We start from the raw sequence: 15,466 nt of genomic DNA on the forward strand, positions 1-15,466 counted from the left end.
CTCTTAAACAAAAAACATCACGAATGCAGGGTGAACAACACGTGTGGCTCGATGGCCAGGGCAATCAGCGCGCCGGTGGCATGAATGACGCCGTCAGCGCTGTCGACCAGCAATGGCTGCCCAGTCCCAACGTCCACCAACAGGCGACTTTGCGCCCCCTGGAAAAACTGCCCGACCAGACGACCGCGCACATGCCCCGCACCGTCCATCACCCGCAAATGCTCAGGACGGCAGTACACCGTCGTCGGCACAGGGATGCCCTTCCAGGGCAACTCGCCGCCGCTGACCTTCAAGCCATGGGCGGTCGGTTCGATCACCGGGAACGCATTGAGGTTGCCGACGAAACTGGCGACAAACGCGTTGGCGGGTTGCTGATAGATGTCTCGTGGCGTGGCCAGTTGTGCGATTCGTCCGCGCTCCATGACCAGGATCCGGTCCCCCAGCGCCATGGCCTCGCCCTGGTCGTGCGTCACAAACACCGAGGTAATGCGCAAGCTGCGCAGCAGTTGATCCAGCTCGCTACGCAGCCGTTCGCGCAACTGCGCATCCAGCGCTGCCAACGGCTCATCAAGCAGCAACACCCGAGGCCGGGGGGCTAACGCACGGGCGAGTGCCACCCGCTGACGCTGGCCGCCGGACAACTCGTGAATGCGGCGTTTACCGTGATCCTGCAGGCCGACCAGTTCCAGTAACTCGGCGCAACGCTTGTTGCGTTCAGCGGGCGACAGGCCTCTTATCTTCAGGCCGTAAACAATATTGCCGGCCACGTCCAGGTTCGGAAACAACGCGTAATTCTGAAACACCATGCCCACGTCGCGGCGCTCGATGGGCAGGCGTGTGACGTCACTGTCGGCGAAGAAAATCTGCCCGACATCCGGGCGTTCAAGGCCGGCGATCATGCGCAACGTGGTGGTTTTACCGCAACCGGACGGGCCAAGGATCGCCAAGGTTTCCCCGGCCTCGATAGTCAGGTTCAAATCGTCTACAGCAACGGTGCCGTCAGAGAACGCCTTGCGGCAACCCTGCAGGCGAATAGTGGTTCCAGTCATCGACGCTCTCCACGAGAAAGACGGGCGCTGATGGCCTGCAACGCAATCAGCAGCGGCACGATCATCAACAGAAATATGAGGGTGTAGGCGCTGGCCACTTCCAGCCGCGCCGAGGCATAGCTGTCGGCCAGGCCCACCGGCAAGGTCTTGGTCATCGGTGTGTGGAGCATCCAGGTCAGGTTGAACTCACCCAGCGACAGGGTGACGACCATCAGCACTCCGGCCAGTATCCCGGCCCGACAATTGGGCACCACCACGCTGAAGAAACGCTTGATCGGCCCGGCACCGAGGCTCGCCGCCGCCTCTTCCAGCGTCGGCAATTGCTGGCGCTGCATCACGGCCATCACTGGGCGCACCAGAAATGGCAAGGTAAACAACACATGCCCCACCAGGATAAACAGCCAACTGCTGCGAAACTCGCCAAATTGCCCGTAGGTCAACAGCAACGCCAAGGCACTGGCCAAGCCCGGCATGGCCACCGGCAACACCATCAGCTCTTCGAATGCGCGGCTGAAGCGGTTGTTCATCCGCACCAGGGCATAAGCCGCCGGCACGCCGATCACGCAAACACACACGGCACAGGCAACCGCCAATTGCAGCGATAACCAGACCGTCGGCGAGTAGCTTTGCCAGACCTGAATCAACCAGTCGAACGTCAGGCCACTGGACACCCCGACGAAGTAATTGCGCGTCAGCCCCGCCAGCAACGACATCAGCACGGGCACCAACATGAAGGCACAGACCAGCAGGGTAAAAACCAGCTGTGCGATAAACAGCGTTGTTCGTTTCACAAAACCGTCCCCGACTGTTTGGCCACGCGCCGTGCCAGTAACAGCACCGCCCAGGTGACTGCTCCGAGGATGACCGACAGCGCAGCGGCCACGGTGAAATTGGCGTAGTTGGTGAACACGTTATAGATGGCCACGGGGGTCACGTTCAGCCGCGTGCCCAAGGTGAACGCAGTGCCGAAAGCGCCCATCGACGTCGCGAAACAAATGGCGCCGCAGGACACCAGCGCGGGGGCCAGCCCCGGCACGATCACGTCGCACACCACCCGCCAATGCCCGGCACCGAGTGAGTGCGCGGCTTCTTCCAGGCTGCGATCCAGGCTTTCACACGCGGCCATCACCGTGAGAATCACCCGCGGAATCGAGAAGTACAGATAACCGATGAACAGTCCCGTCAGCGAGTAAGCGAAAATCCAGCGCTCACCCGCCAGCTCCAGACCGAGCGATGCAAACAAGCCTTGTCGACCGGCCAGCAGAATCACCAGAAAGCCGACCACCACCCCGGGAAACGCCAGCGGAAACGTCAGCAGCGCAACCAACGCCGAGCGCCCGAAGAACTGCTGGCGGGCGAGAAACACCCCGCTGATGCCACCGACCAACAACGCCGCCAGTGTCACCAACGCCGCCAGGAGGCAGGTCTGCACCAAGCTGCCAAGGTATTGCGCACTACTGAGCACTTGCCAATAGCCACTGTCGCTGCCGTCGCGCCGTTGCCCACCCAGCAGAATCAAATGCGCCAGCGGCAACAGCCAGAACGCGAGCAGAACCGCTGCCGCCGGGGCCAGCGCCCAGGCAACAGTTGGTCGCAGGCGCTGCAAAACATCGTGGCGGGACGAGACGTCCTGCACGTTGAGCGGCACAGTCGTCACTTACTTGACCTCACTCAGATAGCGCGCAGCAAAGGCTTCCTGCACCGCCGCCATTTTTTCGTAATCGACCACGCCGGCGCGGGCATAGTCACTGTCCGGAAGGAACTGCGCGGCGACGTCGGCCGGCATCTTCATCTCACGAACCGGACGCAGATATGCCTTGGCCCACAACGCCTGCCCCTGGTCGGACAGCACAAAATCCAGGACCTTTTCGGCGTTGGCGCGATGCGGCGCGTTGTCGACCACGCTCATCACATAAGGCACGCTGATGCTGCCTTCCCTGGGGATCACGAAAGCGACGTTGGCCTTGTCTTTGTAGCGCGCGCGGTAAGCGTTGAAGTCGTAGTCGACCAGAATCGGCAGCTCACCGGAAAGCACCCGCGCATACGCGGTTTGTTTCGGCACGATGGGCGCGTTTTTCGCCAGTTTCTGGAAGTAATCAATGGCCGGCGCGAAGTTATCCAGGGTCCCGCCCATGGCCTGATTAATGGCGACCGCGGACACGTAACCGACGAATGCACTGGATGGGTCGAGGTAGCCGACCATGCCTTTGTACTCAGGCTTGAGCAGATCAGCCCAGCTCTGCGGAACCGGCAAGCCACCCAGCGCATCAACGTTAACCATGATTCCCAACGTCCCGGAATGAATTGCAAACCAGTGCCCCTGCGGGTCTTTCAACCCCGTCGGAATCTGCTCCCAGCCTTTGGGTTTATAAGTCCCGACCACTCCGGCTTTTTGTGCCTGTAAACCGAATGTCACGCCGTAATACACCACGTCCGCCACCGGCGCGGCGCGCTCGGCAACCAACTGCGCCAGGGCCTGGCCAGAGTTTTTATTGTCCAGCGGTACCTGCACACCTGTGGTGTCGGCAATGGCCTTGAGTTGAGTGCCCCAATCCGCCCATTCCGGCGGACAGTTGTAGCAAATCGCCGTTTCAGCGGCCTGGGCCAGGCTGGCCACACCGCACAGCCATAACGCCGCCAGGGTTTTAGTGAAGCGGATCATCGAGTTTCTCCTCGTAGGGTTGAGTACTTTCGCCTGGCCGGACATGGCAAGGCAGGCAATGGGAAACCGGGGCGGCGCCAGCAATTTGTGCCAGCAACTGGTCAATGACCGTGCTGGCCAGCGTTGCAATTGGCTGCACCACGCTGCACAGCGTGGGGTGCATTTGCGTGCCCAGCGCGATACCGTCGAAACCGATCACTGACAGTTGCCGAGGCACATTCCAGCCGTGTCGGCGCAGTTCGGCGATCAGGCTGATCGCCAGCAAATCGTTGGAACAAACCAACGCGCTGGGCGCCTGTGGTCCGGACAAAAAAGGTTCAAGGGCGGCGAAATCGGCTTGGGTATGGGCAGGCATTTCGATCACCGGCAAGCTGTCGAGGCCGTGCTCACGCATCGCGTCGCCATAACCGGCGTAACGCAGACGGGCACGGTCAGACTGCAAGGCCGGGCCGGCGACCATGCCAATGCGCCGATGCCCCGCGTCCAGCAAGTAACGCGTGGCCAACGCCATCCCGGCGCGGTTGTCGACCGACACCGCGCTGTAATCGGGATTGCTCGGTTGGTGATAAGCCAGCACAAACGGCGTGTCCTCGCTGGCGAGGCTTTGCAGCACGCGGTTGCTTTCGGCATCGGTGACGGTCAGCACCAGCCCGTCAACCCGCTGGCGCAACAACTCCTCGACCACCGCGCTTTCACGCTCGCTGTTGTAATCGGTGGTCGCCAGCAACAAATTGTAGCCACGCAAACGCGCGGCCCGCTCCATTGCCTGGAATTGCTCGGCGAACACCGGATTGAGGAGATTGGGGACCACCACCCCGATCAGGTTGGTGGTTTGCAAACGCAGTTGGCGGCCGAGGCGATTGGGCCGAAAACCCAATTCGCGGGCAGCGGCGAACACTTGCTCGCGGGTCGCCGGACGCACCACTTCGGGGGAGGCAAAGGTCCGCGCGGCAGTCGCCCGCGACACACCTGCCAGTCGTGCAACTTCTTTCAAATCAGTCATTGTCGCTCGCTTGAGATCGATCTCATTGGCGAGAACATTACTCAGCGAACATGGCGTTCATGCGATTAAAAGATGACATTTTGATGGCAATCGCGGCATCCGATTACGCCCCTCCTGCTCAACGGATTTGAGCACAGGCGCACCTATCAGACCTTCAGCGATCCGGCAGAAATAGACTGGGTTGTGTGTTCTCCCCCGCGCGTCCAGAGGCCGTTATGTCTTGCTTTGGGCTGCGAGCGAAAAAACGGTAAATGTTCTAGTTAGTGAATTACTGTGATGTCATTATGGTGGCCATCAATCCCCGCTGATCAAACCCATACAAACCTCAACCGAGTTCGCAGAATGAACATCCTGAGCCGCTCTAAATTCTCGACCAAACTGCTGACAGCGTTTGTTTTCTGCGCCTTGATTACTCTACTCGTAGGTGCCGGTAGCATCTTGGGCATTAATCGGTTGTCCACGGCGCTGGCGCAGACCTTTTCTAACAACCTCGTGTCAGTGGGCAAAACCGGGGAAACCCTGAGCAGCCTCACCGCGCACAACCGTGGGCTGTATCGTCTGCTTGATGGGCACAGAGGCGTGCTACCGGACAGCGAAAATCACCGTCTGCACGAAGCGCTGGTGACTGATTTGAACACTGCAAAAAATGCCTACGCCAGCTACCGTGCGACGCCACTGGAGGACGATGAGCGCGCGGCGGGTGACAAACTGGACCTGATCTGGCCGACGTACATCAGCACATCACAAAAGATTGTCGAACTGATAGACGCCAAAAATCTGGACGAGGCCGCCGCCATCCTCAACGGCACCAACAACATCGCGTTCCGTGAAGCGCGAAGCCTGATACGGGTGATGGTTGATTCCAACAATCGACAGATAGGCGAAGGCGCTGCTGCGGCAGAAGCGTTGCACCGCACCGCCACACTGTCGTTGACGACCGGGATCATCATTGCGTTCGTCCTGGCCATTGCCCTTGGCGTCTTCATCACCCGCATGATCACACGTCCATTGGCGCTGGCCGTGTCTTACGCCCAGGAGATTGCGGGTGGCGACCTCACCCGAGCCATCAGCGGCAACAGCCACGACGAAGCAGGCCAGTTGCTCAATGCCATTTCTGCGATGCAAGGGGGCCTGAAGCGCACCCTCACACAAATCGCCAACGCTTCGGATCAACTGGCTTCGGCCGCCGAAGAACTGTCAGCCGTGACCGAAGAAAGCACACGCGGGTTAACCCGTCAGAATGATGAAATCCAGCAGGCTGCCACGGCGGTCAACGAGATGACCGCTGCGGTTGAAGAAGTAGCACGTAACGCCGTCACCACTTCACAAGCCTCAAGCAGCGCCAGTAGCGACGCCATTAACGGTCAGTCACAAGTCAAACAGACCGTGGCAGGCATCACCCACATGGTGGCCGAAATCACCGGTTCCAACCAGGCAGTGACCGAACTCGCCGGAAATGTCCGGGAGATCAGCAAGGTGCTGGACGTGATTCGCAGCGTTGCCGAACAGACCAACCTGCTGGCCTTGAATGCCGCTATCGAAGCGGCCCGTGCGGGAGAGCAAGGTCGTGGTTTTGCCGTGGTGGCCGACGAAGTTCGTGCCTTGGCCCATCGCACCCAGGCCTCCACCGTGGAAATCGAAGGCATGATCAGCACCGTGCAACGCGGGGCCGACGGGGCCGTGAACGCCATGGGCAAGAGCCTGGCACTGGCCACTCAAACCCAGGATTTGGCGCAGGACGCCGGTTCGGCGTTGCAGAAGATTACGGACGGCGTTTCGATCATAAACGAACGCAATCTGGTGATTGCCTCCGCCTCCGAAGAGCAGGCCCAGGTCGCACGGGAAGTGGACCGTAACCTGACGAACATCCAAGACCTGTCGACCCAGAGCGCCGCGGGGGCCAATCAGACGGCGGCCGCTAGCCAGGAGCTGTCGCGCCTGGCCGGTTCGTTCAGCACCTTGGTCGCCCAGTTCAAACTCTGAGCGTCGCCGCCCCACTCCCACAAGGACCACACCGGACCGTGTGGGGGCGGGCCTGCTTACGATGGGTGCGACCCGGTCTATCTGAAAGGATCGAGGTGTTAGAAATCTCGCTTGTAGAAGATGTCCAGCGAACTGGCCACGCCGCCGGCGGCTTCGAGGTAGACCTTCTTGCTCAACTTGTAGCGCAAGGCAATCGTGTTGGCCGGTTCAAACACGCCGACGCCATAACGCAGGCTGAGTTTTTCCGAGAGGTTGCCGCTGGCCACGACGCTGGTGGTGTTGCCGCTGCCCTCGGTATCGAGCTGGAAGTCCTGAATCCCCAGATTCTTGGCCATGCCGCTGGTCACACCGGAACTGCCCATCAGGCCCAAACCAAGCGCCGCCTGGGCCAGCATGTTGTTGTCTTCACCGTTGCTGCTCAGCGGACGGCCCAGTACCAGATAGGACAAGGCCTGCTCCTGGCTCATGGCCGGCTCGGAGAAAATCTGCGTGGTGGGCTGCTCGGCGCTGCCGCTGAGACGAATGCCGGCGATGATGTCGTCGGTCTGGCGAATCGCTTCGATGTCCAGGTACGGTTGATCGATGGGACCGGCAAACAGCAAACGTGCCCGGCGCACCGTCAGTCGCTGGCCGTAGGCGCGATAACGGCCATCGTTGAGCCAGAGCTCGCCGCGGGTGTCCATGTTGTCGCCAATGTGCACATGACCTTGCACGTTGGCGGTCAGGCCAAACCCGGCAAAGCTGAGTTTGTCCTGACCGACCGCCACGTCGATGTCCATTTTCATCGCCAGCGGCGGTTTGCCCTCTTCGGTCTGCTGGCCGACGATCACGGTGTCGCCTGAAAGCCTGACCGTCGAGGGAGGCAGTTCGCGCACGGTGATATCGCCCCTTGGCACCAGCACTTTGCCGACAATCGCCAGTTCGTCGCCCTTCATCGAGATTTTCAGGTCCGGCGCCACTTCGAGCTTGGCGTATGGCTCGACGCTGACCGGCAACTGTGTGCCTTTGAGGGCCAGGTCCACCACCAGCGCCTGGCCCCAGGCGATATTGCCATTGAGAGTGCCCTGCCCGGTCTTGCCGCTTTTCCAGCCGCCGTTCAGTTGCACGGTTTCGCCGGCAATCACCGCTTGCAGTTGCAAGGCTTGCAACTCCATCGGCAGTTCAGGCCCCGATACTTCACCGTCGCTGAGCAGCAGGTTGCCATTGACCAGAGGCGCCAGCAGCGTACCGCCGAGCGTGCCACTGCCATTGAGACGCCCCGTGAGTTTCTCGACCATCGGCACAAACGGCCGCGCCACGGACAGGTCCAGGCCACTGAGGCGGAATGAGCCGGTCAGCGGTTTGTTAGCGGGCAACGGATTGATCTGCGCTTGCACGCGCAATTCGCCGAGCTTGCCGCCGACGAAGTTGAGGTCGGTGTCGATACGTTTTGGCGTGAGTTTGCTGGTCAGCAGCAGGGTCTGGTACGGGAACTCCAGCCACTGATCCTTTTCCTTCATGCGCAAGGTGCCGCCGCTGGCATCGACGCTGATCTGGCCGTTCGGGCCGCTGGCCGGCAAATCCAGTTGCAGGTCGGCGTTGAGCTTGCCGTTCCAGGCGAAATCCTTTGGCAACCACTGCGCGAGGCTTTCAATCGGGAATTGCTTGAGGTGATAACGCAGCTTTGGTTCAGGCATCAGGCGCTGGTCTTCACCGCACAGGCTGGCCGGGCCGGACATCCAGCAATGGGCGCCGAAGTTGATTTTGCCATCGGCCAATCGTTCGAGCCTGGCCGGGCCTTGCAGCTTCCAGTCCTGACCTCCGGCCTGGATATCACCACTGGCCAGACGACCGCGCCAGTTGCCCTTGTCCAGCGCACCGTCGAGGCCGAGCGCCAGTTTCAGCTTCGGACCTTGTAGATCGAGGGTGAGTTTCTGGTTTTTGATATCGCCTTGGCCGCTGGCGGTCAGCGTTCCCAGTGCGGTGTCGCCGGCCTGAATGCCGCTGCCCTTGAGGTCGATTTTCGCCCGTTGCGCGCTGTCGAGGTTCGCGTCCAGGTTCAGGCTTTGCAGGCGATTGTCCTGGAAGGCCAGTTGCGTGCCTTGCAGCCCGAGCTTGCCTTGCGGAGCCTTGAGCGTGCCGGCGACATCGAGGTGACCATTGAGCTGGCCACGCAGTTGTGGCCAGAGTTGGGCCAGGCGCGGCAGTTTGATGTCGATCTGGCCGGCCAGTTTCTGTTGCAGGCTGCCCTTACCGTTGATGCTGTTGTCGCCGAGGCGGATTTGCAGCGCGTTGAGGTTCCATTGCTCGCCACCGCCATCGGCCTTGGCCTGGATCACCGCCGGCTGGCCGCGCAGTTTGCCTTTGAGGTCGAGGTCGGCGTTCAGGCTGAGCTTGTCATTCTTCATCTCGCCCTTGCTGCGCAGCGGTCCGGCCAGTGTGCCCGGCAGCTCCGCGACCCAGTACGCCGGGTTGATCGCCGACAGATCCAGGGCGGTGTCCCAGGCGATGCCATCGGCAAATTGCAGGTTCAGGTGCCCTTCGGCCTTGCCCTGTCCGGCTTCGAGCTGGATTTGTTGCAAGTAGATTTTCGTCAGGTCGCCGCTGAACGGGCTGTTCAGGCTGAACGCACCCGCCGGGCCATCCAGCGCCGCTTTGAAGCTGCCCAGGTATTTGCCATCGGTGTAGGAGACTTGTCCGTTGAAGCTGCGCAACGCGACTTCTGGCTCATCGATCAACGGATAGAGGCGATGCCACGGGAAGTCGAGCCAGTCGATTTTCGCGTCGGCGCTCAGGCCTTTGCTCCAATCCAGTTGACCGGTGAGTTTGAGGCTTTGCTTGTCGTTGGCGGTCAGGTCGAGCGCGGCAATCTGCGCGCCCTGGGCGTCGACCTTGCCTTGCAGCATCAATGCGACCGGGCCTTTTTCTGCGGGCAATGTCGCTTTGCCGAGCAATTGGTAACCGTTTTTCAGGTCGCCTTCGCCGGTAAGTTCCAGTTGATTGAGTTGCAAGGTGTCCGGCAGTTCGGCGCTGGGCTTGAAACCGTCGGCGGTGATGCGCACTTTGGCTGGCAGGTTCTCTACCAGCGGTTGTACTTCGCCGCTCAGTTGCCCGTTGAGGTAACCGCTGCTGTCGGCTTTCAGGTTGAGTGTCTTCAGCAAATCACCGTCGACCTTCAGTGCCAGGCTCCAGGGCTGGGGGGCCGGCAGGGTCAGTGTGCCTTCGGCCTTCAGCGGCCAATTGCCGGTGGGCTGCAGCAGGCCAGAAAGATTCAGGCTGAGCGTGTCACGTTGCAACTTCACCGAATCGATCTGCAACCCTTGCGCGGTCCAGTGTGCGGCCAGTTGCAAGCCTTTGAGTTCTTCGCTGCCATTGAACAGCAGGCTGCCGACCTGGACATCGCCCAGTTCGATGGCCAGTGGCAATTTCAGATCCGGCAGCGCGATCGGTCCGCTGCTGGCTTCTTCGGTGCCCGGCGGAAATTGCAGGCTGACTTGATCGGCCTTCAATTGCTCGATGCACAGCGTCATGCGCATCAGGCACAGCGGCGACCAGGCGAAAATCGGCTTGCTGAGCTCAACCCGGCTGGTGTCCTGCTGCCACAACAGATGATCAGCACTCCACTGCCCGCCTAAGCGGCCCTGGAAATCCTCGACGGTCAAACCCGGCACAAAACCGAGCGCCCAACGGCTGCCCGTCGCCGTGCCCAGCACCGTCGTTACGGCCAGGACGACCAGCATCAGCAGCGCCAGAATCGCCAGCAGCGTTATTTTCAAACCACGCTTCACAGCTCAGGCCCCATGGAAAAGTGCAAGCGGATGCCGCCGTCGTCGTCTAGCGCATGGGCCAGGTCGAGACGAATCGGCCCCACTGGCGAAACCCAGCGCACGCCGATACCAACGCCGGTCTTGAGGTTCGGCAGGTCGAGTGTATTAAAGGAGTTGCCCTGGTCAACAAAGGTCGCGACCCGCCATTTTTCGGCGATGGAATACTGATACTCGACGCTGCCAGCGACCATGTAGCGGCCACCGATGCGGTCGCCGTCGGAGTTTTCCGGGGACAGGCTCTGATAATCGTAACCACGCACGCTCTGATCGCCACCGGCGAAGAAACGCAACGATGGCGGAACGGACTTGTAGCCATTGGTGGCGCTACCACCGACCTGAACCCGACCGAGGAAACGGTGTTTATCGAAGACCGTGGTCAGACCTTTTACCAGCGCGGTGCCGTACACCAGATTGGTGTCCGAACCCAAGCCTTCCTTGGCCACTTTGGTCTCGAATTGCAGGCGATAGCCGTTGTGCGGATCGATGCGGTTGTCGCTTTTCAGATACGAATAGGTGATGCCCGGCATCAGCAAGGTGCTGAGCCCCGAATCGTCGCCGAGCCGGTATTCCTCGCGCTGCCATTTGAGCGAGACCACGCGCTGCCAGCCACTGGGCAATTTGCTGTGCCACTCAGGTCCCAGTGTCAGCAATTTACTGAGAGAGTCCTTGTCGGCGATTTCTTCGTTCTGATAACCGCCGGCGAAGCGCAGTTTGTCGGTCAGCGGCGGGTCCAGCGGAATGTCGTAGAACACACCTACGTTCTGCCGCGGCGCCGAGACTTCGGTCTCCCAGCCATAGCTGTGCCCCTGCGGGTTGACCCAGTGCCGGGTCCAGTTAGCCTTGACCCGCGGGCCGACGTCAGTGGAAAAACCCAGACCCAGCCCCATGGTCCGCGGCTTGCGGGTTTCAAGTTTAACGTCGACCGGAATCACATCGTTCTCGGCCGCCGTGGGTGCCGCATCCACCCGCACGCTCTCGAAATAGCCGCTGGCCTGCATGGCTTGATTGAGTTCGGCGATCAGTTCGGAATCGTAAGGTGCGCCTTGCTTGAACGGCACCATACGCCGCAGCAGGTCTTCGTCGAACGGCGTGTCACCTTCGAAACTGACCTTGCCCAGGGCATAACGCGGGCCGCTGTCATAAATCAGCTCGATGTCGGCGACGCCCGCTCGCGGGTCCACCGACAGTGTCTGGTGGGTGAAATGGCCGCTGAAAAAGCCGTAGCGCGAAGCCTGGTTCTGAATCAGCCGCTTGGCGTCTTCGTAATTGCCGTGGTTGAGCACGGCGCCGTTTTGCAGCGCATGGCTTTGGGGGACACGAAAGGCCTTGAGGGACGCGGCAGGACCATCGATGCGAATCGTGACATTGCGCAAATGCACTGGCTCGCCGGGATCGATATTGAGCACCAGGCGTGGGTTTTTGCCGCCCTTCACGTCACTGTCGATGTGCGGCTGGTAATAACCCAAGGCCTGGGCAGCCTTGCGCGCCTGCTCCTCGGCGCCACGACTGAAGCGCAGCAACGCTTGCTCGTCACGATCGCCGAGGCTGCCGATATAGCCCTCTATATTGGCTTTCAGTTCATCGTTGGACGGTTTGATCCGCACATCCAATTCACTTTGCGCCAGCGCCGCGCAGCTGGTTAACAGCATCAGCACGCCACTGGTAAATCTTCCTGGAAACTTCATAGGCGCGGATGCTATCACGAGCTTGGGAGCGTGATAGAGCCTGGCGTGGGGTGAAAGTTCTACCTTTATGCCGTTGCTGTTTGTAACACCTGGGGATTGGCGTGGAAAAACACGTGCTCGCGAATCGGTCCTACGGCGACCTCGCCGATTTCCTCATAACCCTGACGCTTATAGAACTCCAGATAACGAGGATTCCCGGTGTCGAGGATCACGCCCTGGGAGTTTTCATCCACCGCGCACCAGTTGTGCACCGCTTGCAGTAGTTGTTCGCCGAAGTGTTGGCCCTGGAACTGTGGATGGATTCCCAGTAACGGCAGGACGTGCACCGAGTCGGTCGGCACACAGGCAGCCACTGCCGCGTGGTAATCGAGGTAGCGACGGGTGCAACGAAAACCGGTGCTGAGCACCATGCGCAGGCGCCACGCCCAACTTTCGGTGATGCCCAACCGGCGTTGCGGCGGTGCAATCAGGGCGATGCCGATCAACCGGTCGTTGACCAGCAGGCCAATGGCCGGCAAATCCTGCAGAAAATGTTGTTTGACCAGCTCGCGCACGGTCGCCCGCACGCGATGTTCGTAGCCTGGACGTTCGGCTTCGAACAGGTAACCGAACGTCGGCTCGTGTCGGTAGGCGTGGTAAAGAAGGGAGCGCGCTTCGTGGGCATAGCCGCTGTCGAGCATGTGGATATCGGCAATGGCGGTCGAGGTTTCGGGCATAACGGTATTTCTCCCCGGGGCGCGGTTCAAATGACTGCGCTCTTCTGGTTACGAGCCTATAGCGCCGACACAGTTCCTTGCTGATCCAAATCAGTGCCGATGCGTAAGCCGTCGTCGCGAGCAAACTCGCTCCCACAAGGTATAGACCAGACTTGAGAAATCAGTCAGCCCAGTAAAGACACCACATGTCTGACAGAACAAGGTAACTCCCCTGCCTCAACACTGGCCCGATTCCTACAGGTCAGCTAGCATCGCCCTTTTGCCAGGACTGCCGACCATGAAGATCGTCTCCTTCAACATCAACGGGCTGCGCGCTCGTCCGCATCAGCTGGCGGCGCTGATCGAAAAGCATCAGCCGGACGTTATCGGGCTGCAGGAAACCAAGGTTCACGACGACCAGTTCCCGCTGGCCGAGGTTCAGGCGCTGGGATATCACGTGTATTTCCACGGGCAGAAAGGCCATTACGGCGTCGCCCTGCTCTCGCGTAAAGAACCCCTTTCGCTGCAAAAGGGTTTCTCCACCGATGAAGAAGACGCTCAACGGCGCTTCATCTGGGGCACGTTCGCCGATGCCGATGGCGTGCCGGTGACCATCATGAACGGCTATTTCCCACAGGGCGAAAGCCGCGATCACCCCACCAAGTTCCCGGCCAAGGAACGTTTCTACAGCGACCTGCAATTGTTGCTCGAATCGCAATTCACCAATGAACAGCCGGTGGTGGTGATGGGCGATGTGAATATTTCCCCGGAAGACTGTGACATCGGCATTGGCCCGGACAACATGAAACGCTGGCTCAAGACCGGCAAATGCAGCTTCCTGCCGGAAGAACGCGAGTGGATGGCCCGTCTGAAAAACTGGGGCCTGGTGGACAGTTTTCGCCACTTGAACCCGGACGTGGCCGACCGCTTCAGCTGGTTCGACTATCGCAGCCGCGGCTTTGAAGACGAGCCCAAGCGCGGGCTGCGGATTGACCTGATCATGGCGTCTCACGGCTTGTTGTCACGGGTGAAGGACGCCGGAGTGGATTACGAACTGCGCGGCATGGAGAAGCCGTCGGATCACGCGCCGATCTGGCTTGAGTTGAGCTGATCCCCCCGCCTTCACACATGATCGTTCCCACGCAGAGCGTGGGAACGATCACTGTCATCTTTCGGAAACTTTACTGACTTATTCTCCCGGCACTTTCCTTGGCTATATAAGGTGCCGGCATGACGCTGCGCGTTTTGTTCCTGTTGATGCTGTGCGCCGGTTTGCCATTGACGACTTCGGCAAGCGATTTGCCAATCTCCGAAAATGGTCTGGTCTTGCGCATCCAGGGCTCCAATACCATCGGTGCGGCACTGGGGCCGGCGCTGGTCGAGGGGTTAATGCGCGAACAGGGCCTGCTCAAGGTTCACCGCGAAGTCCCGGACAAAGCCAACGAACTGCGTATCGTCGGCGAAACCGCTCAGGGACAACGGGTAGCGGTGGATGTCGCGGCCCATGGTTCCAGCACCGGGTTCAGCGCCCTGAAAAACGCCTCGGCCGATCTCGCCGCCTCGTCGCGCCCGATCAAGGACAGCGAACGCCTGGAACTCGAACCGCTGGGCGACTTTAAAAGCCCCGAAGCCGAGCAAGTGATTGCCATTGACGGACTGGCGATCATCCTCCATCCGCACAACCCGCTGAATCAACTCAACACCGAACAACTGGCGCGCATCTTCAGCGGCGAAGCCAAAACCTGGGAAGAATTGGGCGGCCGTGGCGGGACGATTCATCTGTACGCGCGCGATGACCAATCGGGCACCTACGACACCTTCAAGGAATTGGTCCTCAGTCGTCGTGGGAAAACCCTGAATAGCGCCGCGAAACGCTTCGAATCCAGCGAGCAATTGTCCGACGCTGTCAGCCAGGACCCGCAAGGTATTGGTTTTATCGGGTTGCCGTACGTGCGCCAGGCCAAGGCCGTGGCAATCGTCGATGGACAATCCCAGGCCATGCCGCCGCTCAATAGCCTGATTGCCACGGAAGATTATCCGCTGTCCCGGCGACTGTTCTTTTACCTGCCGCCGCAGGGGAAAAACCCCTGGGCCCAAGCGCTGGTGACGTTTGCTCAAAGCAGCGAAGGCCAGGCAATTGTCGCGGCCAACGGCTTCATTGCCCAGACCGTGCAGGCCATGACGGTGACGCCAAACGCCCTGATGCCCGAGGCCTACCAGGCGCTCAGTCGTCATGCACAACGCTTGTCGGTGAATTTTCGCTTTGAAGAAGGCAGCGCGACCCTGGACAACAAGGCCCGACAGGATTTGTCGCGGGTGCTCGACTATATAAAGCAGCACGACAAGACCGCTCGGCAAGTGACGCTGGTGGGATTTGGCGATGCGAAGAGTGACCCGGCGCGTGCCGATCTGTTGTCGAAGCTGCGGGCCATGGCGGTGCGGCGCGAACTGGTGAAAGGAGGCGTAGTGTTTCGCGAGATACGCGGTTTTGGCGCCGAGATGCCGGTGGCGACGAACAGCGCGGATGAAGGGCGGATCAAGAATCGGCGGGTTGAGGTTTGGGTGTATTGACCAAGCAGATCG

Annotated in this window: 10 protein-coding genes and 2 pseudogenes; 4 read left to right on the forward strand and 8 right to left on the reverse strand. The window is 60.3% G+C overall.

The window, feature by feature from the left end; genetic code table 11:
- Positions 1-17: 17 nt before the first annotated feature.
- Genes BLQ41_RS24915 through BLQ41_RS24935 form a run of 5 tightly spaced genes read right to left on the reverse strand, consistent with a single transcriptional unit; the run spans position 18 to position 4,714 of the window.
- Positions 18-1,049: an ABC transporter ATP-binding protein gene (locus BLQ41_RS24915; protein ID WP_090185739.1), complete on the reverse strand. Its 1,032-nt coding sequence runs from the start codon at positions 1,047-1,049 to the stop codon at positions 18-20.
- Positions 1,046-1,840, reverse strand: a complete 795-nt coding sequence (locus tag BLQ41_RS24920; RefSeq protein ID WP_090185742.1) for an ABC transporter permease — start codon at positions 1,838-1,840, stop codon at positions 1,046-1,048. The genes BLQ41_RS24915 and BLQ41_RS24920 overlap by 4 nt, the downstream gene beginning before the upstream one ends.
- A complete protein-coding gene (locus BLQ41_RS24925; RefSeq protein ID WP_090188818.1) occupies positions 1,837-2,685 on the reverse strand; it encodes an ABC transporter permease in 849 nt (282 codons plus the stop codon). The genes BLQ41_RS24920 and BLQ41_RS24925 overlap by 4 nt, the downstream gene beginning before the upstream one ends.
- Positions 2,686-2,706: 21 nt before the next feature.
- On the reverse strand, positions 2,707-3,711 hold the full coding sequence (locus tag BLQ41_RS24930) for an ABC transporter substrate-binding protein (protein WP_090185744.1): 1,005 nt from the start codon (positions 3,709-3,711) through the stop codon (positions 2,707-2,709).
- Positions 3,695-4,714, reverse strand: a complete 1,020-nt coding sequence (locus BLQ41_RS24935; RefSeq protein ID WP_090185748.1) for a LacI family DNA-binding transcriptional regulator — start codon at positions 4,712-4,714, stop codon at positions 3,695-3,697. Before BLQ41_RS24935 ends, BLQ41_RS24930 begins: the two co-directional genes overlap by 17 nt.
- A 342-nt stretch (positions 4,715-5,056) precedes the next feature.
- Between BLQ41_RS24935 and BLQ41_RS31450 the strand changes: the two are divergent.
- Positions 5,057-5,839, forward strand: a pseudogene (locus tag BLQ41_RS31450) (MCP four helix bundle domain-containing protein); the annotation flags it as partial.
- Between the two features lie 261 nt (positions 5,840-6,100).
- A pseudogene (locus BLQ41_RS31455) lies at positions 6,101-6,697 on the forward strand (methyl-accepting chemotaxis protein); the annotation flags it as partial.
- 98 nt (positions 6,698-6,795) lie between these two features.
- Here the strand turns inward: BLQ41_RS31455 and BLQ41_RS24945 are convergent.
- The 3 genes from BLQ41_RS24945 to BLQ41_RS24955 all read right to left on the reverse strand — a co-directional run bounded on the left by BLQ41_RS24945 (position 6,796) and on the right by BLQ41_RS24955 (position 12,904).
- Entirely contained in the window at positions 6,796-10,464 is a 3,669-nt protein-coding gene (locus tag BLQ41_RS24945; protein ID WP_090185754.1) for a translocation/assembly module TamB domain-containing protein, read from the reverse strand.
- Positions 10,461-12,188, reverse strand: a complete 1,728-nt coding sequence (locus tag BLQ41_RS24950; protein WP_090185756.1) for an autotransporter assembly complex protein TamA — start codon at positions 12,186-12,188, stop codon at positions 10,461-10,463. The genes BLQ41_RS24945 and BLQ41_RS24950 overlap by 4 nt, the downstream gene beginning before the upstream one ends.
- Positions 12,189-12,253: 65 nt before the next feature.
- Entirely contained in the window at positions 12,254-12,904 is a 651-nt protein-coding gene (locus tag BLQ41_RS24955; RefSeq protein WP_090185759.1) for a GNAT family N-acetyltransferase, read from the reverse strand.
- Between the two features lie 277 nt (positions 12,905-13,181).
- On the opposite strand from BLQ41_RS24955, the gene xthA reads away from it, so the two are divergent.
- Together xthA and BLQ41_RS24965 are read left to right on the forward strand one after the other, a co-directional pair.
- Positions 13,182-13,994, forward strand: a complete 813-nt coding sequence (gene xthA / locus BLQ41_RS24960; protein WP_090185761.1) for an exodeoxyribonuclease III — start codon at positions 13,182-13,184, stop codon at positions 13,992-13,994.
- Between the two features lie 119 nt (positions 13,995-14,113).
- Complete coding sequence (locus BLQ41_RS24965) at positions 14,114-15,454, forward strand: substrate-binding domain-containing protein (protein ID WP_090185764.1); 1,341 nt, start codon at positions 14,114-14,116, stop codon at positions 15,452-15,454.
- Positions 15,455-15,466: the final 12 nt, after the last annotated feature.

Source organism: Pseudomonas arsenicoxydans, from assembly GCF_900103875.1.
GTDB classification, from domain to species: Bacteria; Pseudomonadota; Gammaproteobacteria; order Pseudomonadales; family Pseudomonadaceae; genus Aquipseudomonas; species Aquipseudomonas arsenicoxydans.

Coding starts and splice junctions, on each gene's coding strand:
- BLQ41_RS24915 (WP_090185739.1), bottom strand. CDS start 1,049: ATGACTGGAACCACTATTCGCCTGCAGGGTTGCCGCAAGGCGTTCTCT.
- BLQ41_RS24930 (WP_090185744.1), bottom strand. CDS start 3,711: ATGATCCGCTTCACTAAAACCCTGGCGGCGTTATGGCTGTGCGGTGTG.
- BLQ41_RS24935 (WP_090185748.1), bottom strand. CDS start 4,714: ATGACTGATTTGAAAGAAGTTGCACGACTGGCAGGTGTGTCGCGGGCG.
- BLQ41_RS24950 (WP_090185756.1), bottom strand. CDS start 12,188: ATGAAGTTTCCAGGAAGATTTACCAGTGGCGTGCTGATGCTGTTAACC.
- BLQ41_RS24955 (WP_090185759.1), bottom strand. CDS start 12,904: ATGCCCGAAACCTCGACCGCCATTGCCGATATCCACATGCTCGACAGC.
- xthA (WP_090185761.1), top strand. CDS start 13,182: ATGAAGATCGTCTCCTTCAACATCAACGGGCTGCGCGCTCGTCCGCAT.
- BLQ41_RS24965 (WP_090185764.1), top strand. CDS start 14,114: ATGACGCTGCGCGTTTTGTTCCTGTTGATGCTGTGCGCCGGTTTGCCA.